Raw genomic sequence first — 25,662 nt, forward strand, 5'->3', positions numbered from 1 at the left:
TGCCCGCGGGGCGGGCCCGGCGCGGCGGCCGGGGGTCCGGTGGGTCCGGTGGGGTCCGGGTGGTGAGTCCGGCGCCCGCCCGCGCTTGCGGGGCGTGGAGGGGCGGGCGCCGGACCGGTCCGGGGTGGCCGCGGGGGCCGTGGGCCGGGGCCGGGGGTTACTTGATGCCGGCGGCGGCGCAGGCGGCCTTGTACTCGGCCGTGCAGATGTCCGCGGCCTTGTAGACCTTGTCGGCGATGATCGTGGAGGCGATGTTCTCCTTGGTCACGATCTGCGCGTCGTACAGCTTGGCCGGGATGTCCTTGAACTCACCGGTGAGGCTGGTGACCTTGGTCGGCGTGAGGGAGGCGATGTCCTCCCCCTTGAGGAGCTTGACCGCGATCTCGGCGGTGGTCTCGGCCTCGGGCTTGATCTGCTTGTAGATCGTGAAGGCCTGGTCGCCCGTCAGGATGCGCTGGAGACCGGCGAGCTCGGCGTCCTGGCCGCCGACCGGGACCTTGACGCCCTGCTTCTTCAGGGCGGTGATGATGCCGCCGGCCATGCCGTCGTTGGCGGAGTAGACGCCCTGGAAGCCGTCCTTGCCCAGGGAGTCGATGGCGGCACCCATCTTCTTGTTGGCCTCGTCCGGGGACCAGTCCGGGATGTCCTGCTCGTAGACGACCTTCTTGACACCGGTGTCCAGGACGCTGTGGGCGCCCTTCTTGAACAGCGGGGCGTTGGGGTCGGTCGGCGAGCCGTTGATCATCACGACGTTGCTGTCCTTGGCCTTGGCGCCGAGCGCCTTGACCAGGCCCTCGCCCTGAAGGCGGCCGATCTTCTCGTTGTCGTAGCTGACGTAGGCGGCGATGGGGCCCTCGGCCAGGCGGTCGTACGCGACCACCTTCACGCCCTTCTTCTCGGCCTGCTGCACCCAGGACTTGGTGGCCTTGTAGTCGACCGAGTCGAGGATGATGACCTTGACGCCCTGGGTGACGAGGGCGTCGAACTGCTTCTTCTGGGTCTCGGTGTCCTGCGCGGCGTTGTTGTACTTGACCTCGCAGTCGCCGCACAGTTCCTTGATCTTCGCCTCGATGATCGGGCGGTCGAACGTCTCGTAGCGGGTCGTCTTGTTCTCCGGCAGCAGCAGACCGATGGTCTTGCTGTCGCCTCCGCCGCCGCCGGCGGTGTCACCGTCGCCCGCCTTGCCACAAGCGGCGAGGGAAGCGGCCATCGTCACCGCTGCCGTGCCTATGACGATGCGTCGCGTCATTGCGTTCATGTGGGTTGCCTCCCTGACGAGGCCGCGACGTTGCGGCCGAGGTGGCTGGAAGTCAACTCGGCCGCCGGGTCGTCGTCAAGGAGTAAATTGACAACGAGATGACAACGGTGCCATCCGTTATCTAAGTGAACGCAGGAGTGACCGGCGTGAGGGCACTCTCCAACAGGGTCGAATCCCCCATTTCACTCAGCACGAGCGCGAGGGCGCCGAGCACCTCGGCACGGCCCCCCAGGGCGCCGGGAGCCACCGACAGCTGGCGGGCGGCGCTGGGGATGGCGTACCGGGAGACCGAGTCGCGGATGGGCCCCAGGACCAGTTCCCCGGCCTCCGCCAGGTCGCCGCCCAGGACCACGCGGCTGGGGTTGAGGAGATTGCACAGGTTGGCCACACCGCTGCCGATGTGCCGCCCCACGTCCCCGATCACCCGGCGGCAGCCCGGGTCGCCCTCGCGCGCCAGCTGGACGACGCGCTCCATGGTCAGGTCCGGCCCGTGGCTGGGCTGGAGCAGCGGCAGGACGTAGCGGGCGGCGGTGAACGTCTCCAGGCAGCCGCGGTTGCCGCAGCGGCAGACGGGACCGGACTCGTCCAGCGTGATGTGCCCGATCTCCCCGGCGGTGCCGCCCGGGCCCCGGTAGATCTGCCCGTCGATCACCAGACCGGCGCCGACACCGCTGGCGACCTTGATGTACGCGAGGTCCCGGACCCCGCGCCCGCCGCCCCAGACCAGCTCGCCGAGCGCGCCGAGGTTGGCGTCGTTGTCGACGTACACGGGGACGCCGAGGCGGCCGGCGAGCTCCTCGCTGGGGTTGATGCCCGTCCAGCCCGGCAGGATCGCGGTGGAGCCCAGGGTCCCGGAGGAGACGTCGATGGGCCCCGGCACACCGAGCCCCACGCCGACGACCTTGTCCTGGCTGATCCCGGTGGCCGCGATCAACCGTTTGACCAGCGCTTCCGCCCGATCGAAGCCCTCCTCGGACGAGGCGTCGACGTCGAGCGGCTCCGACTCCTCGGCGAGGACCTGATGGGCCAGGTTGCCGACGGCGACGCGCAGGTGGGTGTGACCGAAGTCGACCCCGATGACGATCCCGGCGTCCCCGCTGAGCGAGACGCTGCGGGCCCGGCGGCCGCCCGCCGAGGTGGGCGTCACCTCGACGGTGCCGCCGTCCTTGAGCTCACGGACGATGTTGGAGACCGTGGCGGCGGACAGGCCGGTGCTCCTGGCGATCTCCGCCTGGGTGAGCGAACCCGCCATGCGCACCGCGCGCACGACCCGCTCGAGATTGGCCCGATGCAGAGATGTCTGCGACCCCGGAGTCTCCATCGACTCACTCACTCCTGCCGTTTTCTCCAACATGTGAACTCTAAGCTGAGCCTTTTGGGTTGGCCCCCGTCAAGACCTTGAGCGTTGTAGGCCTCCGATGAGCGAATGAGATGCGGATGAATCGGATATTTGCCTCCAGTCCCAAGGAAACGGCCCGCCGGGAGCGGGTGCTCCACCGGCGGGCCGTTTCGTTTCGTGATGTGAATTACTTCAGCGCCCCGGCCGTCAGACCGGACTGCACCTGCCGCTGGAAGATCGAGTACACGATCAGCACCGGCAGCATGGCGATCATCATGCCGGCCATCAGCGCACCCCAGTCGTTCTCATAACCCTGCTGCAGCGCGATCATCGCCAGCCCCTGGGTGAGGACGTATTTGTCCTCCTGCTGATTGAGCACCATCGGCAGCAGGTACTGGTTCCACTGCCCCAGGAAGTTGAAGATCCCGATGCTGATCAGTCCCGGCTTGGCCATCGGCACCATCACCTGGAAGAAGGTCCGCGTGTGCGAGGCGCCGTCGATCATCGCCGCCTCGGCGACGGAGGTCGGCAGCGTACGGAAGAACGCCGTCATGAAGAAGACGGTGAACGGCAGCGAGTACGCGATGTAGACGAGGATCAGCCCGTGGTACGTCGCCAGCAGCGAGCTGCCGGGGAAGTCCCGCAGGACGAAGAAGAGCGGAATGACCAGCATGAAGACGGGGAAGGACATGCCGGCCACGAACAGGTAGTAGATGAACCGGTTGCCGGGGAAGGTGAACCGGGCCAGGACGTACGCGGCCATCGACCCCAGCACCATCGTGCCGACGACGGACCCGCCGACCACGATGGCGGTGTTGACGAAGTACTGGCCCATGTTCGCGTCGTTCCACGCGTTCGACCAGTTCTCCCAGTGCAGGACGGTCGGCAGGCCCCACGGGTCGGTCAGGATGCCGTTGCTGTCCTTGAAGGCGCTCCACAGCACCCACAGCAGCGGCACGCCCACCATCAGCGCCCACACCACGAGGATGCCGTGGGAGAAGACGTTGAGCACGCTCGCCTCGGAGGGGCGGCCGGTCGCCGGGCCGAGCCGTCGGGTGACCCCGGCGGACGCGGCGGGCCCCCGCTCGGTGACCTTCTCGATCTCTTCGGTCGTCATCCGGCCCGACTCCCTAGTACTCGATCCGCTCACGGCGCGCGAAGCGCATCGTGAGCACGGCGAAGGTCATGGTGACGATGAGCATCGCGACGCCCATGGCGGCGGCGTAGCCGAACTGGCTGTCCCGGAACGCCGTCAGGTACAGCCGCAGCGGCATGACGTCGGTCGCGCCGTCCGGACCGCCCATGTTCACCGACATGATCTGGACCAGCGCGAAGGCGTCCAGGGCGATGATGCCCATGTACACCCAGCCGGTCTGGACGGTGTCCCACAGCAGCGGGAGGGTGATCCGGAAGAACGTGTGGAAGCGGCCGGCGCCGTCCAGCAGGGCCGCCTCGTAGATGTCCCTCGGGACGGAGGCCATCGCGGCGGAGAACAGCACCACGTAGAAGCCGACGTGCCCCCAGACCATCACCGCGCTGATGCACCACAGGGCGAGGCTCTTCTCCCCCAGCCAGGCGTTCTGCAGGAAATCCAGCCCGACCGCGCCCAGCAGGCTGTTGAGCATGCCGTCGTCCGGGTCCGGGTTGTAGATGTTGAACCAGATGACGGCGATGATCGTGATGGAGATGACCTGGGGGAAGAAGAACACGAACTTGTAGAACTTCGAGCCGGCGACACCGGTGACCACTTCGTTCTTCCGGCGGCGGCCGCCCACATTGAGCATGAAGGCGAAGAAGAGCCCGAGCGCCAGGGTCACCAGCGGCACGAACGCCAGCATGTAGACGTTGTGGCGCAGCGCGTTCCAGAAGTCGTCGCTCTCCCAGAGCTTGCCGAAGTTGTCGAGGCCGACGAACTCCGCGGTCCCCACCAGGCCGGACCAGTCGGTCATCGAGATCTGGAACGCCTGGACGAACGGCGAGATGACGAAAACGCCGTAGATGAGCAGAGGCAGGGCCAGGAAGCCCACGATGAATCGGTATTTGCCGTGTTGCATGGTGCTCCCCGGCCCTTCCCCTCGTTCGGCGAAACTGTCAGGTCAGGCGTTCCGGCACGGCGTGCGCCGTGCCATGAGGCATCGTGCGGTGGGACGTCGTACGGTCACGGCTCCCGCGGCCGCGTGTCGCCCGGTCGTCCGTCGGGCGGCCGTGCCCGCCCGGTCGCCCGGCGCGCGACGGCTTGCCGCGGGAGGGGCGGGGTGCCGCGCGGCCACCCGTCCCGCGCGGTCACCTGTCACCCGGTGACCGGTGACGCGGCGACCGGTCACCCGTCCCGCGGTCACGCGGTCACGCGGTCACGCGGTCACGCGGTCACGCGGTCACGCGACTACATCGTGCGCTTGAACTTGGTGACCGCGTCGTCCTTGGCCACCTTGTCGCATTCGGCCTGGGTCTTCCTGATCCAGTCGGCGGCCTTCAGCTCGCCGGCGAGGAGCTGGCCGGTCAGACCGCCGATCTTCTCGTCGGTGAGCGCCGGGTACCACTCCTGGAGCTGGAGGCTGATCAGGTTGTCCCCCGCCTCCTTGAAGGCCTTGCTGGCGGAGGCGAGACCGGGTGAGAGGGTCATTCCCTCGGTGGCGTTCATGACACAGGTCAGGGACTTCACCTTGGTCGCGAAGTTCTGCGCGTGCTTCTTGGAGAGCATGATGCGCAGCAGCTCCATGCCGCCGGCCGGGTTGCGGCCCTTGCTCGCGACGATGTAGGGCTCGCTCGGCTCACCGCGCAGCGTGCCGTGCGGCATCTTGTCGCCGGTGCCGTCGAAGAGGGCCCCGACCGCCATGCCGAAGTCGGCGGGCGTGGTGGGGGCCGCCTCGTTCTCGACCCAGGAGCCGTTGGGGATGAAGACGGCCTTGCCCTTGTTCCAGGCGGTCTGGGACTGGATGTGGGTGAGGCCCTGGCTGCCCTCCAGGAAGTACTTCTTGGCGGCGAGCTCCTCGTAGTGCTCGACGACCTCCTTGACCGCGTCGTTGGAGGTCCAGGCGTTCGGCTCCAGGTTGTCGATCGCGATCCACTTCTCCATGCCGCCGATCTTGGCGATCTGGGCGAAGAGGTTGAAGTGCACGTAGTAGGGGAACTTGCCCGCGTACGTCCAGGGGGCGATGCCGGCCTTCTTGATCTCGCCGCAGAGGGTGACCATCTCCGAGAGGGTCTTGGGGTACGCCCAGCCCTTGTCGGCGAGGAGCTTCTGCGAGTACCAGGTGCCGTAGATGGTGAAGGCGTAGTAGAGCACGTCGAAGGTGTCGCCGTGCTTGCCCTTCTCGACGGTGCTGGGGTGGATCGTGTCGCGGACCTTCTTCGCCGGGTCGTCCAGCGAGGGCGCGTCGAGGAGCGCGGCGAGGTCCTGGAGCTGGCCCTGGGTGGAGAGCTTGTTCATGTCGAGGTGGTCGGCGCCGGAGTTGTCGATGACGTCCGGCGGGTTGCCGCCCGCGAAGCGCGGGGTGAGCTTGGGCCCGACCTGCTGGGTGCCGGTGTGCTTGACGTCGGCGCCGTAGGTGGCCTTGTAGTCGGCCTCGGCGTCCTTGGCGTACTGGTCGCCGAGGCCGCCCTTGAAGATGAACGCCTCCAGCGCGGCGCCCTTGGCCACACCGAGCGGGTTCTTCTCCGACTTGGGGCCGCCGGGGGCCTTGGTCTCCTTGTCGTTGCCGCCGCCACCGCCGGTGGCGCAGGCGGACAGCAGCCCCATGGCCGGCACGGTGATCAGACCGATCGCGGCGGACCGCCTGATCAGGTCGCGACGACCGAGGCCCTCGTCGTGGCCCTCGCGGCCCTCGCGGCCGGGGCCCTCGTTGGTGCGGGCGGAGGTGGATCCCATGCTCAAGTCCTCGCCTTCTCCAGGACTCAGGCGGTGTACCGGTCGCCCGTCCTGCTCGCCTGAGACGAAGGGCCCCGCCACCGCGGTCATTTGCTGGGTCGTGCAGGTGCTGGGTGATCGTGCGGCGCCGGCTGGCGGAATGCCACTCGGACGCCGACAGGTATAGTCCACTTCGCGTCACATGAGCAAGATCGAAAGCAACTTTGGTCAGCAGTCTTTCCCGAGTTGAGACCTCGGGGAAATGCCATGAGCCCTGGTGCGCATTCACCGGCCACACCGTTCGCCAGAACGGCTGAATCGCCTCTTACCGCACCGTCAACACCCTTGACACCGCACGCCACTTACCTCCCTACTGGTTCCTGCGCACTTTGCCTGACAACGTTGTCCAACGCGCTTTCGGCAGGAGGCAGGACGCGGGATGCAGCCCAGACAGCCCAGAACGTCCCGACCCGGAACCCGTCGACGATTCCCCCGGACGGCCGCCCTCGTGGCGGCCGCCTCGCTGATCGCGGCGGCCGCGCCCCCGGCCGCCGCCGCACTCGCCCGCCCCGGCCAACCGGACGCGGCCGAGCAGGAGTTCCGGTCGTCGTTCGAGCCGGACGAGCGCCCACCGGACTGGCGCAGCACCGTCGACGTCACCGCCGACGGCCGGCGCCGGGCGTCCGGCGTCGACGGCGCCTTCTCGGCGGGCATACCGGGGAACGTCACCGACAAGGTCACCGCGGTGCGCGCCAGCGGCGAGAACGGCGGCGCGGGCGAGACCAAGGAGAACCTGGTCGACCTCCAGCCGAGCACGAAATGGCTCACTTTCACCCCGACCGCCTGGGTCGAATTCGATCTGGACGAACCCGTCAAGGTCGTGACGTACGCGCTGACTTCCGCGAACGACCACGCCCCCCGCGACCCCCGGAACTGGACGCTCAAGGGCTCGGCCGACGGTGCGGAGTGGACGGTCCTGGACACCCGGGAGGGCCAGACATTCGAAAAGCGCTTCGAAACCCGTACGTACGACTTCAACAATTCAACGGAGTACGCGCATTACCGGCTGGAGATCACCGGGAACAACGGCGCCCCGGGCATCACCCAGCTCGCCGACGTCCAGTTCTCGAACGGTGACGCCTCCACCCCCGTCCCGCCCGACATGCGCACCCACGTCGACCGCGGACCCGGCGGCTCCCCCACGGCCAGGGCGAACGCCGGGTTCACCGGTGTCCGCGCGCTGCGGTACGCGGGCACGCACCGGCCGGAGGGCCGGGCGTACTCGTACAACAAGGTCTTCGACGTGCACACACCCGTGCGCCGGGACACCGAGCTGTCGTACCGCCTCTTCCCCTCCATGCCGGAGACGGACTTGAACTACCCCGCCACGAACGTCGCCGTGGACCTGGCGTTCACCGACGGCACCTACCTCAGCGACCTGGGGGCCGTCGACAGCCACGGCGGGGCGCTCACCCCGCGCGGGCAGGGGGCGGCGAAACGGCTCTACGTCAACCAGTGGAACCAGGTGACCGCGGGGATAGGGACGGTCGCGGCCGGGCGGACGGTGGACCGGATCCTCGTCGCGTACGACTCCCCCAAGGGCCCGGCCGTGTTCCAGGGCTGGATCGACGACATCACCATCGGCCGCGCGGCGCCGGCGGACCGGCACGCACGCCCCTCCGACCTGGCCTCGACCGTGCGCGGCACCCACTCCAGCGGCTCCTTCTCGCGCGGCAACGCCTTCCCCGCGACCGCCGTGCCGCACGGGTTCAACTTCTGGACGCCGGTGACCAACGCGGCGTCCAAGAGCTGGCTGTACGAGTACGCGCGCGGCAACAACGCGGACAACCTCCCCACGATCCAGGCGTTCAGCGCCAGCCACGAGCCCAGCCCGTGGATGGGCGACCGGCAGACCTTCCAGCTGCTGCCCTCGGCCGCGGCGGGAACGCCGGAGACCGACCGGGTGCGCCGCGCGCTGCCGTTCCGGCACGAGAAGGAGACGGCCAGGCCGCACTACTACGGCGTCACCTTCGAGAGCGGCGTCAGGGCCGAGATCACCCCGACCGACCACGCGGCGATCATGCGGTTCACCTACCCGGGCGCGGACGCCTCGGTCGTCTTCGACAACGTCACCGACGAGGGCGGCCTCACGCTCGACCCGGCGACCCGGTCCTTCACCGGCTTCTCGGACGTCAAGAGCGGTCTGTCGACGGGCGCGACCCGGATGTTCGTGTACGGCGTCTTCGACGCGCCGGTCACCGGCTCCGCGTCGGTCGGCGTGAAGGGGCACCTGCGCTTCGACGCGGGCGCGGACCGGACCGTGACGCTGCGCATGGCGACGTCGCTGATCGGCGTGGAGCAGGCGAAGCTGAACCTGGCGGCGGAGATCCCGGAAGACGCGTCCTTCGAACGGGTCCGGGCACGGGCGCAGGCCGCGTGGGACCGGATCCTCGGCCGGGTGACGGTGGAGGGCGCCACCCGCGACCAGCTGGTCACCCTGTACTCCAACCTCTACCGGCTCTACCTCTACCCCAACTCGGGCTTCGAGAAGGTCGACGGACGCGACCGGTACGCCAGCCCGTTCTCGCCGCAGACCGGCCCGGACACGCCGACCCGGACGGGCGCGAGGATCGTCGACGGCCGGGTGTACGTCAACAACGGCTTCTGGGACACCTACCGGACGACCTGGCCCGCGTACTCCTTCCTCACCCCGCGCGCGGCGGGCGGCCTGGTCGACGGTTTCGTGCAGCAGTACAAGGACGGCGGCTGGATCTCCCGCTGGTCCTCGCCGGGGTACGCGGACCTGATGACCGGCACGTCCTCCGACGTCGCGTTCGCCGACGCGTACGTCAAGGGCGTCGGCTTCGACGCGGAGGCGGCGTACGAGGCGGCGCTGAAGAACGCGACGGTCGTGCCGCCCTCGTCCGGCGTCGGCCGCAAGGGCATGGAGACGTCGCCGTTCCTCGGCTACGCCTCCACCGCGACGCACGAGGGCCTGTCCTGGTCGTTGGAGGGGTACGTCAACGACTACGGCCTGTCGAGGATGGCGGACGCGCTCTTCAAGAGGACCGGGAAGCCCCGGTACAAGGAGGAGTCGGCCTACTTCCTCAACCGGGCGCGGCAGTACGTCACGCTCTTCGACCGGGAGGCCGGCTTCTTCCAGGGGCGGGACGCGAAGGGCGGGTGGCGGGTGCCGTCGGCGTCGTACGACCCGCGGGTGTGGGGCCACGACTACACGGAGACCAACGGCTGGGGCTACGCCTTCACCGCTCCCCAGGACAGCCGGGGCCTGGCGAACCTGTACGGGGGCCGGGCGGGTCTGGCGAAGAAGCTCGACACGTACTTCTCGACGCCGGAGACGGCCTCACCGGAGTTCGTCGGCTCCTACGGCTCCGTCATCCACGAGATGACGGAGGCACGGGACGTGCGGATGGGCATGTACGGCCACTCCAACCAGGTGGCCCACCACGTGCCGTACATGTACAACGCTGCCGGGCAGCCGTGGAAGACCCAGGAGAAGGTCCGCGAGGTGCTGTCGAGGCTGTACACGGGCAGCGAGATCGGGCAGGGCTACCACGGCGACGAGGACAACGGCGAGCAGTCGGCCTGGTGGCTCTTCTCGGCGCTGGGCTTCTACCCGCTGGTGATGGGCAGTGGGGAGTACGCCATCGGCTCGCCGCTGTTCACCAGGGCGACGGTACGCATGGACAACGGCCGCACGCTGGTGGTCAGGGCCCCGGAGAACAGCGCGCGGAACGTGTACGTGCAGGGCCTGAAGGTCAACGGCAAGCGCTGGACGTCGACCGCGCTGCCGCACGCGGTGGTGGCGCGCGGCGGGACGCTGGAGTTCGACATGGGCCCGGAGCCGTCGGCGTGGGGCACGGGCCGGCACGCGGCGCCCGTCTCCATCACCCGGGACGACGCGGTGCCCGCGCCGCGCCGGGACGTGCTGGCGGGTGCGGGCGAGCTGTTCGACGACACGTCGGCGACGTCCGCGTCGGTGGAGGCCGTGGAGCTGCCGGTCCCGGCGGGCGGTACGCGGGCGGTGCAGTACACGCTGACCTCGGCGGGGCGGGGGTCCGCCCCCGCGGGGTGGGTGCTCCAGGGGTCGCGGGACGGCACCGTCTGGAAGGACCTCGACCGGCGGTCCGGCGAGGTGTTCGCCTGGGACCGGCAGACGCGGGTGTTCACGGTGGCGCGGCCCGGGACGTACGAGCGCTACCGGCTGGTGCCGAGTGCGGTGTCGACGCTGGCGGAGGTGGAGCTGCTGCGCTGAGCCGTGCACGTGCCGTGTCCGTGAGTACGCGGAAGGGCCGCACCCCGTCGTCCGGACGGGGTGCGGCCCTTGTGCCGTGCGGCTGATCCCTAGCTGCGGATCAGGTTGCGCAGCACGTACTGCATGATGCCGCCGTTGCGGTAGTAGTCCGCCTCGCCGGGGGTGTCGATGCGGACGACCGCGTCGAACTCGACACCGGTGTCGGTGGTGACCTTCACCGTGCGGGGCGTGGTGCCCTCGTTCAGCTCGGTGACGCCGGAGATGGAGAAGGTCTCCTCGCCGGTCAGGCCGAGCGACTGGGCGGACGCGCCCTCGGGGAACTGCAGCGGCAGGACGCCCATGCCGATGAGGTTCGAGCGGTGGATGCGCTCGTAGGACTCGGCGATGACGGCCTTGACGCCGAGGAGCGCGGTGCCCTTGGCGGCCCAGTCGCGGGACGAGCCGGAGCCGTACTCCTTGCCGGCCAGCACGACCAGCGGGATGCCCTGGTCGATGTAGTTGCGGGAGGCGTCGTAGATGAACGACACCGGACCGCCGTCCCGGGTGAAGTCGCGGGTGTAGCCGCCCTCGGTGCCCGGCGCGATCTGGTTGCGCAGGCGGATGTTGGCGAACGTGCCGCGGATCATGACCTCGTGGTTGCCGCGGCGCGAGCCGTAGCTGTTGAAGTCGCGGCGCTCGACGCCGTGCTCCGTGAGGTACTTGCCGGCCGGGGTGTCGGCCTTGATGGCGCCGGCCGGGGAGATGTGGTCGGTGGTGACCGAGTCGCCCAGCTTGGCGAGCACGCGGGCGCCGGTGATGTCGGTGACCGGGGTCGTCTCCATCTGCATGCCCTCGAAGTAGGGGGGCTTGCGGACGTAGGTGGACTGCGGGTCCCACTCGAAGGTGTTGCCGGTCGGGATCGGCAGCGCCTGCCACTGGGCGTCGCCGGCGAAGACGTCCTGGTAGGACTTGTTGAACATGTCCTCGCCGATGGCGCCGGCGACGACCTCGTTCACCTCGGCCTCGGAGGGCCAGATGTCCTTCAGGTACACCGGGTTGCCGTCCTGGTCGATGCCCAGGGCGTCCTTGGTGATGTCCACCTTCATGGAGCCCGCGATGGCGTACGCGACGACCAGCGGCGGGGAGGCCAGGTAGTTCATCTTGACGTCGGGGTTGATCCGGCCCTCGAAGTTGCGGTTGCCGGAGAGGACCGACGTGACGGCGAGGTCGTGGTCGTTGACGGCCTTGGAGACCTCCTCCGGCAGCGGGCCGGAGTTGCCGATGCAGGTGGTGCAGCCGTAGCCGACGAGGTTGAAGCCGACCTTGTCGAGGTACGGGGTCAGGCCCGCCTTGTCGAAGTAGTCGGTGACGACCTTGGAGCCCGGGGCGAGGGTGGTCTTGACCCACGGCTTGCGGGTCAGGCCCTTCTCGACCGCCTTCTTGGCCACCAGCGCGGCGGCGACCATGACGTACGGGTTCGAGGTGTTGGTGCAGGAGGTGATCGCGGCGACGGTGACGGCGCCGTGGTCGATCTCGTACGTGGAGCCGTCGGCGGCGGTGACGGTGACCGGGTTGGACGGCACGCCGTCGGTGACGGCGGGGGCGTCGGAGGCCGGGAAGGACTCCTGGCCCGCCTCGTCGACCATGTCGACGTAGTTGCGGACGTCCTGCTTGAACTGCTCGGCGGCGTTGGCGAGGACGATGCGGTCCTGCGGGCGCTTGGGGCCGGCGATGGAGGGGACGACCGTGGAGAGGTCCAGCTCCAGCTTCTCGGAGAAGTCCGGCTCGGCGGCCGGGTCCAGCCAGAGGCCCTGCTCCTTGGCGTACGCCTCGACGAGCGCGACCTGCTGCTCGGAGCGGCCGGTGAGCTTGAGGTAGTTCAGCGTCTCGCCGTCGATCGGGAAGATCGCGGCGGTGGAGCCGAACTCGGGCGACATGTTGCCGATGGTGGCGCGGTTCGCGAGGGAGGTGGCGGCGACGCCCTCACCGTAGAACTCGACGAACTTGCCGACGACGCCGTGCTTGCGCAGCATCTCGGTGATGGTGAGCACCAGGTCGGTGGCGGTGGTGCCGGTGGGCAGCTCGCCGGTGAGCTTGAAGCCGACGACGCGCGGGATCAGCATGGAGACCGGCTGGCCGAGCATGGCGGCCTCGGCCTCGATGCCGCCGACGCCCCAGCCGAGCACACCGAGGCCGTTGACCATGGTGGTGTGGGAGTCGGTGCCGACGAGGGTGTCGGGGTACGCCTGGCCGCCCCGGACCATGACGGTGCGGGCCAGGTGCTCGATGTTCACCTGGTGGACGATGCCGGTGCCCGGGGGGACGACCTTGAACTCGTCGAAGGCGGTCTGGCCCCAGCGCAGGAACTGGTAGCGCTCCTTGTTGCGGCCGTACTCCAGCTCGACGTTCTGGCCGAAGGCTTCCGCCGTGCCGAACTTGTCGGCGATGACGGAGTGGTCGATGACCAGCTCGGCCGGGGCCAGCGGGTTGATCTTCGCCGGGTCGCCGCCGAGCTCCTTGACGGCCTCGCGCATGGTGGCGAGGTCGACGACACACGGCACACCGGTGAAGTCCTGCATGATCACGCGGGCGGGCGTGAACTGGATCTCCTGGCTCGGCTGGGCCTGGGAGTCCCAGCCGCCCAGGGCCCGGATGTGGTCGGCGGTGATGTTCGCGCCGTCCTCGGTACGGAGCAGGTTCTCCAGGAGGACCTTGAGGCTGTAGGGGAGGCGCGCGGAGCCCTCGACCTTGTCCAGCCTGAAGATCTCGTACGACTCGTCGCCCACGCGCAGCGTGCTGCGGGCGTCGAAGCTGTTCGCCGACACGACAGTCTCCTTCATCAATGTGCGCGTTCTTACCGCATCCTGCCGCGTGGGCTCCTCGCCGATCCGCTAAGGTAAGACTTAGTTAGGTAACCCTTACCGGCTGGCGCGGCTGCGGTGCGTCTTTCGGCAGATATCTCGATGTCGAGATAACTCTAGTACATGACCGCGCCCGGCGACGAGGCACGCCCGGCGGTACGCCGCCCGGGCGCGGCGCGGCCCGCGGAAACGCCGGGGGGCGCGGGCGCCGGGCCGGGGGGAGAACCGGGGGGCGGGGGCCCGAGGGGGCTGGACGCTGGGCCGGAGCGGACCGGGCGGCGGGCCGGAGGGGGCCGGTCGGCGGGTGAGGGGCTGGGCGCGTGACGACCGCGCCGCGGGGGTGATGGGCTGCGGGCATGGCGCATGTGTGACCGGGGTGACGACTGAGGGCATGACGACCCCGCCACCGGAGTGATGGGCTGCGGGCATGATGACCCTCCCGCGCCGCCTGTCGGCGGCCCTCGACCGCTTCAACGCCGCCCACCCCTGGGACCACAACGCCCACTACCACCGCTGGATCCTGCGGCAGCTGCCCCGGCGTTTCGGCAGCGCCCTGGACGTCGGTTCCGGCGCCGGGGACCTGGCCCGGCTGCTGGCCACCCGCGCCGAACGGGTGCACGGCATCGACGCCGACCCGGGAATCACCGCCCGAGCGCGCGAGCAGGCCCCCGCGCCCGGGGCGGCGCCCGTGACGTTCACGGTCGCGGACGCCCTGACCGGCGTCCCGGCCGGCACGTACGACGTCATCACCTGCGTCGCCACCCTGCACCACCTGCCGTTCACCGACGCTCTCACCGTCCTGCGCGGGCACCTCGCCCCGGGCGGGACCCTGGTGGTCGTCGGCCTCCACCGGGCGCGGACCGCGGGGGACCACCTGCTCGGCGCCCTCGCCGTGCCGCTCAACGCCGCCGTCGGCCTGGTGCCGAGCAGGGGCCGCACCAGGCCCCGGCCGGTCGCGATGACCGCCCCCACCCGGCCGGCGACCATGACCTTCCGGGAGATCGCGCACGGCGCGCGGGAGGTCCTGCCCGGCGCCGTGGTGCGGCGCCGGCTCTTCTGGCGCTGGACCCTGGTGTGGCACCATCCGCCGGACGGCCCACGCCCGACGGCGCGTCAGCCGGTGAAGCGGCGGACGAAGCGGCGCTGCCAGGGCGTCTCGACGGCACGGCGGTCGTAGTGGCGCCGGACGAAGCCCACCGCCTCGTCCGCCGGCACGCCGTCGAGGACGGCCAGGCACGCCAGGGCCGTACCGGTCCTGCCGCGGCCGCCGCCGCAGGCGACCTCGACGCGTTCGGCCCCGGCCCGCTCCCACACCTCGCGCAGCACGGCCCGGGCCTCCTCGGGGTCGGCGGGCAGCCGGAAGTCCGGCCAGCGCAGCCAGCGGGACTCCCACGGCGCCTCCGGCGGCCTCCTGCCCAGCAGGTACACCGCGTAGTCGGGCGCCTCACCGGCGGGCAGCGGCCGCCGCAGTCCGCGCCCGCGAACCGTGCGGCCGGAGGGGAACGTCAGCACGCCCGGGGCGTCAGCACTCCAGGTCGGGGTCATCCGGCCACGGTAGCCGCCGCCCTCGCACCCGGGTGGCGGAACCGGTGTTGCGGGGCCCGGCGGGGCCGCCGAGCATCGGAGCATGTTCAGTGGCGCGCACGTCATCCTCTACACCAAGGACGCCGAGGCCGACCGGGCCTTCGTCAGGGACGTGCTGGGCTTCGACCACGTCGACGCCGGACGGGGCTGGCTGGTCTTCCGGCTGCCGCCCGCCGAGGTCGCCGTGCACCCGACGTCCGGCGAGCCGCACCACGAGTTCTTCCTGATGTGCGACGACATCAAGGGCACCCTGCGGAAGTTGACGGAGCGCGGGGCGGAGGTCTCCCGGCCGGTGAGCGATCAGGGGTGGGGGCTCCTCGCGGCGCTGCGGCTGCCGAGCGGTGGTGAACTGCCGCTCTACGAGCCGCGCCACCCCACGGCGCACGGGCTGTCACCCTGACGGCGGACCCCACCCGGTGGGGCATCTCATATCTGAGATAGCCTGCCCCCATGGCAGACGACTACCTCGTACGCATCGGCAAGCTCATCCGTGACGCCCGGCAGCACCGCGGCTGGACGCAGACGCAGCTCGCCGAAGCGCTGGCCACCAGCCAGAGCGCGGTCAACCGCATCGAGCGCGGCAATCAGAACATCAGCCTTGAGATGATCGCTCGGATCGGCGAGGCGCTCGACAGTGAAATCGTGTCACTCGGGTACGCGGGTCCCATGCACCTCCGCGTAGTGGGCGGGCGCCGGTTGTCCGGCTCCATCGACGTCAAGACGAGCAAGAACGCGTGCGTGGCACTGCTGTGCGCGTCCCTCCTCAACAAGGGTCGCACGACGCTGCGCCGGGTCGCCCGGATCGAGGAGGTGTACCGGCTCCTGGAGGTCCTCAACTCCATCGGGGTGCGCACCCGTTGGATCAACGACGGGATGGACCTGGAGATCGTCCCGCCCGCGCACCTCGACATGGCCGCCATCGACGCGGACGCCGCCCGCCGCACCCGGTCCATCATCATGTTCCTCGGCCCGCTGCTGCACCGGCTGCGGCAGTTCAAGCTCCCGTACGCGGGCGGCTGCGACCTCGGTACGCGCACGATCGAGCCGCACATGATCGCGCTGCGCCGCTTCGGCCTGGACATCACGGCCACCGAGGGGCTCTACCACGCCGAGGTGGACCGCCGGGTCTCCCCGGACCGGCCGATCGTGCTGACCGAGCGCGGCGACACCGTGACCGAGAACGCGCTGCTGGCCGCCGCCCGCCACGACGGCGTCACCGTCATCCGCAACGCCTCCTCCAACTACATGGTCCAGGACCTGTGCTTCTTCCTGGAGGCCCTGGGCGTACGGGTGGAGGGCATCGGCACGACGACGCTGACCGTGCACGGCATCCCCTCCATCGACGTGGACGTCGACTACTCCCCCTCCGAGGACCCGGTCGAGGCCATGAGCCTGCTGGCCGCCGCGGTCGTCACGGAGTCGGAGCTGACGATCCGCCGGGTGCCGATCGAGTTCCTGGAGATCGAGCTCGCGGTCCTGGAGGAGATGGGCCTCGACCACGACCGCACCGCGGAGTACCCCGCGGACAACGGCCGCACGCGGCTGGTGGACCTGACCGTCCGCCCCTCCAAGCTGGAGGCGCCGATCGACAAGATCCACCCGATGCCGTTCCCCGGCCTGAACATCGACAACGTGCCGTTCTTCGCGGCCATCGCCGCGTCCGCCCAGGGACAGACCCTCATCCACGACTGGGTCTACGACAACCGCGCCATCTACCTCACCGACCTCAACCGCCTGGGCGGCCGGCTCCAGCTCCTGGACCCGCACCGCGTCCTGGTGGAGGGCCCCACCCGCTGGCGCGCCGCCGAGATGATGTGCCCGCCGGCGCTGCGGCCCGCGGTGGTCGTCCTGCTCGCCATGATGGCCGCCGAGGGCACGTCCGTGCTGCGCAACGTCTACGTCATCAACCGCGGATACGAGGACCTGGCGGAGCGCCTCAACTCGGTGGGCGCGCAGATCGAGATCTTCCGCGACATCTGAGCAGCCTCAGATTCAGCGCCACCAATCCCCTCTCGACCTGCATGTATGCGAGCCAGGAGGGGATTCGTCGGCTTCTGTGGGACTTGTCTGGGGCTTTGGCTCGGGATGGGCTCGGGTATTCAAGGAAATCTCAGAGGGTGCGCTGCCCTGACGTGACATTGCTGAGCCGTGAAGCATGCGCCGAGCCAGCGCGTCGATCTCGGCAAGCAACCCCGCGGGATGCTGTTCCAAGTCAATGGCGTGCTGGTGGAGGACCGTACCGGCATGTCGCACACGGTGGCTGATGCGTGGAGCGTTGCCCTTCGCGTACACCAGGTGCCCCTCCGGCAGCCCCAGGGCAGTGCAGTAGGCCAGCATTTGGTACAGGTCCTCATTCGGAAAGCCGCGTTTTCTGCGGGCCTTGTACTTGGCGTCCGCGACGATCAGTGGGGTGCCGGACTCTCCGTACCAGACAAAATCGGGTCGCAGGTGGATCGCATCCCCTTCGTCCATGTGGATGTTCCGGGCCTGGAGGACACTTCTGCCACCGTAGGGGCGCATGGCCTCACGTAGTGCCGTACAGACGAAGTCCTCGTAGATGCCGTTCATGTCGAACAGGAAGCCGTTCATGCGCAGCTGCCCGGGCAGGTGCTCGGCCGACCATCCCCTCAGCACCGCCTCGGAAAGGTGGAGTGCCGGGTGATAGCGGGTGTTGAGCCGCGTCGGATGCCAGCCGAGTGGTGTCTGCCCCCGGGTGAGCGGTGTGATGTCCACCAGCCGGGACCGCTGGTGCATCAGGCGCGTACGTACGGTCCGGGGGACACCGGGGAGGCGCAGAAGCCGGTCGACAGCCGCGCGGAGGATGCGGTTCTCGATGATGTCCGTGGTGAATTCGTCGTACGTCACCTCCGCAGGCACGGGCATGCCGAACCGGCGGCGGATCTGTTCGGACTCGCGGAGCCGGCCGCGTACGACGGGGGACGACTCCTCGGCCGTCCGGTAGCCCTGGAGCAGGCCCTGCCGCAGTGCGCGGTCGATCTGGCGCTCGACGGCGTGCGCGAACGCCGGGAGGAGGTCGTCGTGCGCGGCAAGGTCCACGGCGCCGTCCCGCCAGCCCCGGGGGTCGCTGCTGTAGCCGAGCAGGAAGAGCAGGCGGGCGATCGGCACCTTGGGGGTGATCCGCACCGTGACGCCTTCGCCGCCGGGCACGGTGAGCGTGACGGCGCCTACCCTGCTGCCGGCACGTAGTCGCCAGGCGCCCGGGGCGTAGGGGTCCGGACCGGCCTCTTCAAGGATCCTGGACGCGGCCAGTGCGCGGCCCACGGCGTCGGGGAGCCGAACCGAACGCGCGGGTCCGTGTTCGACGAGGGGGACGTCGGAGGTCACTGCGCGTCGGTCCCGTCGCCCGGTTCGGGCGAGGTGGTGCGTGAGGCGAGCGCCCTGCGGAGTGCCGGCAGGCCGTAGCGGTCCTCGATGTCCACGCCTTCGCCGTAGTGGTGCTCCTCCAGGAGCGGGAGGATCTTGGTCCGCCAGGTCCGTTCCAGTCCGCCCTCGCGGTAGACGCCGGGCTTCATCAGGTACGACGGTCCGATCTTGAAGTCGGGTTCGTCGATGCGGGCGTTGAGGGCGTCGAGCAGGTCCGCGGGTTCGGCGTCCTTGTCCTTTGACTCCAGCCAGGAACGCAGCATCCCTCGGGTCGGATCGATGCGCGGGGAGAGCTCGACGAACGCGAAGCGCCGGCGCATCGCAGCGTCGACGAGGGCGATCGAGCGGTCGGCCGTGTTCATGGTGCCGATGACGAAGAGGTTGCGGGGCAGGAAGAAGTCCTCGTCCGAGTAGGTCAGCCGCACTGACCGGTCGCGGTATTCGAGGAGAAAGTACAGCTCGCCGAAGACCTTGGCGAGGTTGGCCCGGTTGATCTCGTCGATGACCAGGAAGTGCGGGATGTGCCGGTTGCCCTCCCTGCGGGCCAGCTCGGCGAACTCGCGCAGGGGGCCGGCCGTGAGCCGGAAGGCGACCTCGCGCGTGCCGGGGTCCTCGCGGGGACGGAAGCCCTCGAAGAAGTCCTCGTAGGAGTACGACGGGTGGAACTGGACCAGTTCGACCTGTTCCGGTCCGCCGCCGAAGAACGCGGCGAGCCTCTGCGCGAGGAAAGTCTTGCCCGTCCCGGGAGGGCCGTAGAAGATCAGCTGCTTCTCGTCGTGGAGCAGTTGCCTGATCTCCTGCAGCCATTCGAGGTGGTGCACGTGGAGCTCCTTCCGCAGCTCCTCGGTGGGCTCGGGCAGCTCCACGTCGCGGCGGGCGGTGACGGCCAGGGGCTCGGCGCTGATCCCGGTGCCGTCGGCCAGGGCCTCCTCCACCAGCTCCTCGTCGCTGACCCCGAGGCCGTCGACGACGGCCTTGACGGTGGTGAGGTCGACCACGTCGTGGCGCGACGAGAGCTTCTGACGCAGTTCCTGCGGCAGTTCGTCCAGGGGGAAGCCGTCGCCTCCCCACTCCACGGGGCGCCAGAGGACGTGGCTTCCGTCGTCGGCGACGAGGTGCTCGACGTTGCCGGTGATCTCCCCGGTGTGGAGCCGACCGTCGGCGAGTGCGCACACCGTGTCGCCCGGCCGCATCCGGGAGAGGAAGGCGTGCAGCTCCTCGACGAGCTGCGGCTTCTCGGTGTACGTCGCCGTCGACCCGTAGTCCTCGTCGACGAAGGTGCGCAACTGTTCCTTGCTGATGCCCTGGGTGGCGGCGGGACGCAGGTGGGCGGCGGTCAGGAACACCCTGCCTTCGGGGAGCCACGCGCGCCGGAACAGGTCGGGGCCGGCCGAGTGCGGCCCCCGCACCAGCCAGGCGCGGCTCGGACCCGACCACACCTGGCCGAGGAAGTCGGCGAGCGGCCGGCCGTCCTCGGTCTTCCACTCCATCCACCCGTTGGAGCTGCGGCCCACGAGGATCTCCGCCGCCGCGGAGGGCGAATTGCACTCCACGTCCTCGACCACTTCGAGCCTGCCCGGCCACGTGGACGTCTCGCGTATCACCCCTTCCGCGACGAGCCGTTCGCGCAGCCGGTGCGAGGAAGGCGTCTTCTCCGGGAACGACGGGACGACGTCGGGTCGCGCCGGGGAGCCCGCGAGCACCACCATCTTCTGGCTGCCGTTGGTCCCGCTCTCGGAGAGCAGCCGGCCTCTGGCCACGGGGCCGCCGTACGGCAGGCGCAGCTGGAACTCCGGGTACGAATCGAGCATCGGTGTCCTTGGGTCGGAGGGTACGGCCGGGTGCATTGTGGGGCGCTCGTGATTCGTTTCGGCGGCGCTTCGCGTATTTCCGGCCAACTCCGACGCCTTGACCGGCACAGATCCGGCCGCACGTTGCCGTGCGCGGCGGCCGAAGCCCATGATCGGGAGCGGAGCACCGGGACGGCGAGAGGGGAACGGTGGGCACCGGAACGACGAGCGGGCCGCCCAGGCAGCGGCACACCGAGGACCTGCTGGCGGCGGTGTCCATGACGTCCGCGCAGCTCGCCCAGGCGGTCGGCCGGTTCGACGGTGACACCCTGGCCATGGTGACGGCCGCGATCCGCACGGCGGAGCGCGCCTTCGAGGAGCTCGACGCCTGCTACGACGTCATCGACGACGCGTCGGCCACGGGCCAGGCAATCGCCGCTCGGCTGGGCGCCCTGCTCGCGGCGGAGGACGAGCAGAGCATCGGCCCGGAGCTGGACGCCCTGGACGCGGTCTCCGCTCGCGTCCGCGGCACCGACCAGGCCCGAGAGCTGCTGCATCGTGTCCTCGGACGGGAGGAGGCGGCCGAGCGCGCCCTGCCGGCGGTGCGCCGTCTCACCGGAGCGGATCTGCCCGCTCTGCCTTCCGCCTATGCGGACGACGCGGGTTTCGACGACCTGATGGCGTTGGCCGCCCGCGAGGAGGAGCTGGCGCCACGGCTGCGCGCGGCACACGCCGAGCGCCTGCGTGAGGTGGCCGCGCACCTCGTCCACGTGGTGGAGAAGGTCGCGGCCGTGGGTTTCGCCGACGAGGCCTTCGCCCGGGAATCGGCGCAAGAGGCCCGCCGGGCCCACGCACTATGGGTCCGGTGCCTCGCGGAGCGCAGGCGGGACCTCGGATAGCCGGCCGCCTCCGCGCCCGTACGGCACCGGGTCTCCGGCCGGATAACGTGTGCGGTGCGACCGGACATGTCAGCTCCGTCCTCACGCTCACGAGCAGAAAGGCCCCTCGTGCACATCGCTCCCCTCAGCCCGCATGACCCCGTCGAGCTGGGCGGCTACGAGCTGCTCGGCCGCATCGGGCACGGCGGCATGGGGCAGGTGTACCTGGGCGAGTCACCCGGCGGGGAGCCCGCAGCCGTCAAGGTGATCAAGCCGTCCGTCGTGGACTCCGAGACCCGGCAGCGCTTCGCCCAGGAAGTGGAGATCCTCAAGACGATCTGGGGTGCGCGGATCGCGGCGCTGCTCGACGCCGACGCGGAGGCCGATCCGCCGTGGCTGGCCACCGAGTACGTTGAGGGCCCCGACCTGAGCCGGCACGTGGCCTTGCACGGCCCGCTGCCCTCGCTGCTCGCCGCCTCCCTCGGGGCGACGCTCGCCGAAGCGCTCGCCACCGTACACAAGCAGGGTCTGCTGCACCGTGACCTCAAGCCCGCGAACGTGCTGCTCGGCCCCAACGGGCCGAAGGTCATCGACTTCGGTCTCGCGGTGTTCGCCGAGTCGAGCGTGTCCCTGACCGCGCCCAACACCGTGGTCGGCACACCTGCGTGCATGGCGCCCGAACAGGCGAGGGGCGACCGGCCGCTGACGCCAGCGGTCGACGTGCACGCGCTCGGCGCCGTGATGCTGTTCGCCGTCTCCGGGCACCTGCCGTACCAGGCCGCGAACATCCACGTCCTCTTCCATCAGGTCACCGACCCGGGGACGGCTCCCGACCTGTCGGGGGTCCCCGACGAGCTGGTGCCCCTGCTGACGGCGATGCTCGCGCACCGGGCCGAGGACCGGCCGGCGCTGAGCGACGTCGTCCAGCAGTGCCGGGCGGTCATCGAGGCGCAGGGCTTCAAGGTCGCCCAGGCACGGCGCCGGCTCACGACGCACACGGCGGCTCCCTCGCATCCGCTGGACAACCTGCCGCCCACGGTCGCCCTCCCGTTGCCGCCCACCGTCCCGGCGGCCCCGGCGGTTCCCGGGCCGAGCACGCCGCCGTCGACAGGGCCGACCGTGGTGCTCTCCCCGGACGCCACCCCGCCGGCCGCCCCCGCTCCTGACGCCGACGAGCAGGCCGTCCCCGAGCCGACCCCTACGCTCGTCGACCGTCCCGCGCCGCCGTCCGGAAGCGATGCGCCCTCGTCCGCACCCGCCGCCCCGGAACCCGCCTCGGGCACGGACAGCCCGTCGTCCACGCCGCCGGCCGCTCCCCGCGCCCCCCGCGGCCGCTCCGGGCAGCGGCTGCATTCCGCCCAGGCCCGGATCACCGCACAGCGGCTCCGCGAGGTGTACGCGGCCCAGGCCGCGTTCTGACACCGGCGGGCTCCCGATGCGGGCGGACCCGCGATACTGAGGGGCCTGCCACAACCGTCACGAAACACCACAGGAGGACACGGGTGACCGCCGTCCAGACCAGCCCCGAGCAGCACGGCGACGCGTCGGTCGCGGCGGGGCAGGAGCAGCAGTTCCCCGCGGGCGCGCAGGTGCTCGTACGCGACGAGGTGTGGCTGGTCAGGAACGCAGTGCCGACCACCGACGACGGCACCCGGGTCGAGGTGGTCGGGGTGTCCGACTTCGTGCGGGACCAGGAGGCCGTGTTCTTCACCGGCCTGGACACCGTCGAGCTCATCGACCCGCGCGACACCCGCCTGATCGCGGACGACTCTCCCACCTACCGGCGCTCCCGGCTGTTCCTGGAGGCCGTGCTGCGCCGCACGGCCCTGCCCCAGTCCGAGCGGCGGCTCGCGCTCGCCGACTCCTTCCTCCTGGACCCGCTCCCCTACCAGCGCCGCCCCGCCGAACTCGCGCTCTCCGGCGCCAATCTGCGCCCCCGGCTGCTGATCGCGGACGTCGTGGGCCTGGGCAAGACGCTGGAGATCGGCCTGACGCTCGCCGAGCTCATCCGGCGCGGCCGGGGTGAGCGCATCCTCGTCGTCACGCCGCAGCACGTCCTGGAGCAGTTCCAGCACGAGCTGTGGACACGGTTCGCCATTCCGCTGGTCCGGCTGGACTCGGTGGGCATCGAGCGGATCCAGCGCGAGATCCCCGCGGGACGGAATCCGTTCACGTTCTTCAAGCGCGTGATCGTCTCGATCGACACGTTGAAGAACACCGATCAGTACCGCCACCACCTGGAGCAGATCCGCTGGGACGCGGTCGTCATCGACGAGTCGCACAACCTGATCAACCGCGGCTCCCTGCGCAACCAGCTCGCCCAGACCCTGGCGCCGCGCACCGACGCCCTGATCCTCGCCTCCGCCACGCCGCACAACGGCGACGCGAGGTCGTTCGCCGAGCTGATCGCCCTGCTGGACCCGGCGGCTATCCGCGACCCGGAGAACTACCGGGCGGAGGACATCGAGCATCTCTTCATCCGCCGTACGAAGGTCAGCACCGAGGTCCGCGAGCAGATGAAGGGCCAGTGGGCGGACCGCGGCCCGTCCCAGGCCGTACACTGCCCGGCCACCCCGGCCGAGGAGCGGATCTTCGAGGAGCTGGCGGCCGTCTGGCTGCCGCGCGACGGCAGCCCGTCCGTGAGCCCCGTCCCGCTCTTCCCGTACACGCTCCTCAAGTCCTTCCTCTCCTCGCACGCGGCGCTCAAGGCCACCGTGAGCGCCCGTATCAAGACCCTGGAGAAGAAGGACGACCCCCTCGCCACGGCGGCGGAGCTCGCCGCCCTGCGCCGGCTCGCGGAACTGGCCGCGGACCTGACGGAGGCGGACTCGGCGAAGTTCGCCGCGCTGGTGGAACAGCTGAAGGGCATCGGCGTCGGCCCGTCCTCCGACACCCGCGTCGTGGTCTTCTCGGAGCGCGTCCAGACCCTGGAGTGGCTGGCGACCATCCTGCCCGCCGCCCTCGGCTTCCGGGGCCGGACCGCGAAGGACTGCCTGCGCGTGATGCACGGCGGCCTGTCCGACGAGCAGCAGATGCGGGTCGTGGAGGAGTTCGGGCTGGCCGGCGCTCCGGTACGGATCCTGCTGACGGGCGACGTGGCCTCCGAGGGCGTCAACCTGCACCGCCAGTGCCACCAGCTGGTCCACTACGACGTACCGTGGTCGCTGATCCGCATCGAGCAGCGCAACGGCCGCATCGACCGCTACGGTCAGGCCCACCCGCCGCAGTTCCGCGCCCTGATCCTCACCAGCGGCACCGAGGGCGCGAAGGACGACACCCTGGTCTCCGAGCGGCTCCTTGAGCGCGAGGACCAGGCGCACCGTTCGCTCGGCACGGCGGAGGCCGTCACCGGCCTCTACCGCGCGGAGGCCGAGGAGAAGTCCCTCATCCAGGATCTGCTGCGCGGCAGGACCGTGGACGAGTCCCTCGACAGGCGCCGGTCCGGCGAGGACGCCGGCACGGACGCCATGGACGACTTCCTGGCGGACTTCTTCGGCTCGGTCGGTGACGAGCCGAAGGCGGAGGACGCGGAGACCGACGGGCAGTCCGCCCCCGAGACGGCCGGAGGCGCCACCGGCACGGAAGTGGCCACGGGCTCCGTCCTCCCCCGCCTCTTCGACTCAACCGCCCACTTCCTGGACGAGGCGCTGCGCGAGGTGTACCCGGACGCCCGCGACCGCCTGGACCTCGACCGTGACGAGCAGTCGGGCCTGCTGTCCTTCCGTCCCCCGGCCGACCTCCTCCACCGCCTCAAGGCGCTGCCCGTGGACTACCTGCGCGAACAGCGGTTGCGCGAGCGGCTGTTGGTCACCTTCAATCGGCGGCTCGCCCAGCACTCGCTCCAGCGGGCCCGCGAGGCGGGTTCCACCTCCAGCTGGCCGGAGATCTCGCTGCTGACCGACCTGCACCCGGTCGTCGAGTGGCTGACGGACAAGGTCCTCGTCCGGCTCGGGCGCCAGGAGGCGCCGATGATCACGGCGGAGGTGGCGGAGCCCACCTATCTCGTCCAGGGCGTGTACTCGAACGCCCTGGGCCGGCCGACGGTCGTCAAGTGGATGGGCGTGACGCGCAGCGGGGCCGTGGACGACGACATGGTGTCGCTGCTGCGCCGCTCCGGGGTCGGCCCGACGATGGCGAACAAGCTCCGTCACCGGGACCCCGCCCCGTTGGCCGCCGCCATCCCCGCCGTACTGGAGGCCGCCGAGGCCTTCATGGAGCGGCACCGGGACGCCTGGGACCGGCCGCTGCGCGAGTCGATCGAGCGCCACAAGCTGCGCCTCGGCGACTGGGAGCAGCCCACGCTGGCGGGCGAGCACACCAAGCGGCGGCTCACCGACCTCGCCGATGACCTGCTGACCACCGGGCAGCGCCCGATGCTGCGCGTGCTCGCGGTGCTGCTGCCCGACCCCGACGCACCACCGGCCGCGTCCGCGCCCCTGTCCGCCACGCCCGCCGCCCTCTGAGAG

16 protein-coding genes are annotated in these 25,662 nt (G+C 70.3%); 7 read left to right on the forward strand and 9 right to left on the reverse strand.

Annotated features, from left to right (window positions below; translation table 11 throughout):
* Positions 1-157: 157 nt before the first annotated feature.
* From A4V12_RS09265 to ngcE, 5 genes are all read right to left on the reverse strand, one after another.
* Positions 158-1,258: a substrate-binding domain-containing protein gene (locus A4V12_RS09265; protein WP_064068765.1), complete on the reverse strand. Its 1,101-nt coding sequence runs from the start codon at positions 1,256-1,258 to the stop codon at positions 158-160.
* Between the two features lie 121 nt (positions 1,259-1,379).
* Positions 1,380-2,579 carry an ROK family transcriptional regulator gene (locus A4V12_RS09270; protein WP_064068766.1) on the reverse strand — a complete coding sequence of 400 codons (1,200 nt, stop codon included), beginning with the start codon at positions 2,577-2,579 and terminating at the stop codon, positions 1,380-1,382.
* A gap of 205 nt (positions 2,580-2,784) precedes the next feature.
* Positions 2,785-3,714 (reverse strand): carbohydrate ABC transporter permease, encoded by a 930-nt coding sequence (locus tag A4V12_RS09275; protein WP_064068767.1) that lies wholly within the window; start codon positions 3,712-3,714, stop codon positions 2,785-2,787.
* A 13-nt stretch (positions 3,715-3,727) separates the two neighbouring features.
* Positions 3,728-4,651 (reverse strand): carbohydrate ABC transporter permease, encoded by a 924-nt coding sequence (locus A4V12_RS09280; protein ID WP_064068768.1) that lies wholly within the window; start codon positions 4,649-4,651, stop codon positions 3,728-3,730.
* A 329-nt stretch (positions 4,652-4,980) separates the two neighbouring features.
* Positions 4,981-6,465 carry an N-acetylglucosamine/diacetylchitobiose ABC transporter substrate-binding protein gene (gene ngcE / locus A4V12_RS09285; protein WP_064068769.1) on the reverse strand — a complete coding sequence of 495 codons (1,485 nt, stop codon included), beginning with the start codon at positions 6,463-6,465 and terminating at the stop codon, positions 4,981-4,983.
* Positions 6,466-6,883: 418 nt separating this feature from the next.
* On the opposite strand from ngcE, the gene A4V12_RS09290 reads away from it, so the two are divergent.
* Positions 6,884-10,720 carry a GH92 family glycosyl hydrolase gene (locus tag A4V12_RS09290; protein WP_064068770.1) on the forward strand — a complete coding sequence of 1,279 codons (3,837 nt, stop codon included), beginning with the start codon at positions 6,884-6,886 and terminating at the stop codon, positions 10,718-10,720.
* 89 nt (positions 10,721-10,809) lie between these two features.
* On the opposite strand, the gene acnA is transcribed toward A4V12_RS09290, so the two are convergent.
* The gene (acnA, locus tag A4V12_RS09295; RefSeq protein ID WP_064068771.1) at positions 10,810-13,524 is read right to left on the reverse strand and encodes an aconitate hydratase AcnA; all 2,715 of its coding nucleotides are present in this window, start codon (positions 13,522-13,524) and stop codon (positions 10,810-10,812) included.
* 463 nt (positions 13,525-13,987) lie between these two features.
* Here acnA and A4V12_RS09300 point away from each other — a divergent pair, with 463 nt between their 5' ends.
* Positions 13,988-14,737, forward strand: coding sequence for a class I SAM-dependent methyltransferase (locus A4V12_RS09300; protein ID WP_423563933.1), 750 nt, complete (start codon positions 13,988-13,990; stop codon positions 14,735-14,737).
* On the opposite strand, the gene A4V12_RS09305 is transcribed toward A4V12_RS09300, so the two are convergent.
* Positions 14,674-15,105 (reverse strand): protein-tyrosine phosphatase family protein, encoded by a 432-nt coding sequence (locus A4V12_RS09305; protein ID WP_064068772.1) that lies wholly within the window; start codon positions 15,103-15,105, stop codon positions 14,674-14,676. The genes A4V12_RS09300 and A4V12_RS09305 overlap by 64 nt on opposite strands.
* Positions 15,106-15,187: 82 nt before the next feature.
* Between A4V12_RS09305 and A4V12_RS09310 the strand changes: the two genes are divergently transcribed.
* Positions 15,188-15,544, forward strand: coding sequence for a VOC family protein (locus tag A4V12_RS09310; protein ID WP_064068773.1), 357 nt, complete (start codon positions 15,188-15,190; stop codon positions 15,542-15,544).
* A 50-nt stretch (positions 15,545-15,594) separates the two neighbouring features.
* Complete coding sequence (locus tag A4V12_RS09315; RefSeq protein ID WP_064068774.1) at positions 15,595-17,124, forward strand: helix-turn-helix domain-containing protein; 1,530 nt, start codon at positions 15,595-15,597, stop codon at positions 17,122-17,124.
* Between the two features lie 12 nt (positions 17,125-17,136).
* On the opposite strand, the gene A4V12_RS09320 is transcribed toward A4V12_RS09315, so the two are convergent.
* A complete protein-coding gene (locus tag A4V12_RS09320; RefSeq protein WP_064068775.1) occupies positions 17,137-18,489 on the reverse strand; it encodes an McrC family protein in 1,353 nt (450 codons plus the stop codon).
* Complete coding sequence (locus A4V12_RS09325; RefSeq protein WP_064068776.1) at positions 18,486-20,339, reverse strand: DUF4357 domain-containing protein; 1,854 nt, start codon at positions 20,337-20,339, stop codon at positions 18,486-18,488. The genes A4V12_RS09320 and A4V12_RS09325 overlap by 4 nt, the downstream gene beginning before the upstream one ends.
* A gap of 188 nt (positions 20,340-20,527) precedes the next feature.
* Between A4V12_RS09325 and A4V12_RS09330 the strand changes: the two genes are divergently transcribed.
* From A4V12_RS09330 to A4V12_RS09340, 3 genes are all read left to right on the forward strand, one after another.
* Entirely contained in the window at positions 20,528-21,217 is a 690-nt protein-coding gene (locus tag A4V12_RS09330; protein WP_064068777.1) for a hypothetical protein, read from the forward strand.
* Between the two features lie 108 nt (positions 21,218-21,325).
* Positions 21,326-22,615 carry a serine/threonine-protein kinase gene (locus A4V12_RS09335; protein WP_064068778.1) on the forward strand — a complete coding sequence of 430 codons (1,290 nt, stop codon included), beginning with the start codon at positions 21,326-21,328 and terminating at the stop codon, positions 22,613-22,615.
* Between the two features lie 83 nt (positions 22,616-22,698).
* On the forward strand, positions 22,699-25,659 hold the full coding sequence (locus A4V12_RS09340) for a DEAD/DEAH box helicase (RefSeq protein WP_064068779.1): 2,961 nt from the start codon (positions 22,699-22,701) through the stop codon (positions 25,657-25,659).
* The last annotated feature ends 3 nt before the right edge of the window (positions 25,660-25,662 follow it).

It is taken from the genome of Streptomyces noursei (genome assembly GCF_001646665.1).
Classification (GTDB): domain Bacteria; phylum Actinomycetota; class Actinomycetes; order Streptomycetales; family Streptomycetaceae; genus Streptomyces; species Streptomyces lavendulocolor.

Bases quoted from the DNA above. Each gene is read 5' to 3' on its own strand.
- A4V12_RS09265 (WP_064068765.1), bottom strand. From the start codon at position 1,258: ATGAACGCAATGACGCGACGCATCGTCATAGGCACGGCAGCGGTGACG.
- A4V12_RS09270 (WP_064068766.1), bottom strand. From the start codon at position 2,579: ATGGAGACTCCGGGGTCGCAGACATCTCTGCATCGGGCCAATCTCGAG.
- A4V12_RS09275 (WP_064068767.1), bottom strand. From the start codon at position 3,714: ATGACGACCGAAGAGATCGAGAAGGTCACCGAGCGGGGGCCCGCCGCG.
- A4V12_RS09280 (WP_064068768.1), bottom strand. From the start codon at position 4,651: ATGCAACACGGCAAATACCGATTCATCGTGGGCTTCCTGGCCCTGCCT.
- ngcE (WP_064068769.1), bottom strand. From the start codon at position 6,465: ATGGGATCCACCTCCGCCCGCACCAACGAGGGCCCCGGCCGCGAGGGC.
- A4V12_RS09290 (WP_064068770.1), top strand. From the start codon at position 6,884: ATGCAGCCCAGACAGCCCAGAACGTCCCGACCCGGAACCCGTCGACGA.
- A4V12_RS09300 (WP_423563933.1), top strand. From the start codon at position 13,988: ATGATGACCCTCCCGCGCCGCCTGTCGGCGGCCCTCGACCGCTTCAAC.
- A4V12_RS09305 (WP_064068772.1), bottom strand. From the start codon at position 15,105: ATGACCCCGACCTGGAGTGCTGACGCCCCGGGCGTGCTGACGTTCCCC.
- A4V12_RS09310 (WP_064068773.1), top strand. From the start codon at position 15,188: ATGTTCAGTGGCGCGCACGTCATCCTCTACACCAAGGACGCCGAGGCC.
- A4V12_RS09315 (WP_064068774.1), top strand. From the start codon at position 15,595: ATGGCAGACGACTACCTCGTACGCATCGGCAAGCTCATCCGTGACGCC.
- A4V12_RS09325 (WP_064068776.1), bottom strand. From the start codon at position 20,339: ATGCTCGATTCGTACCCGGAGTTCCAGCTGCGCCTGCCGTACGGCGGC.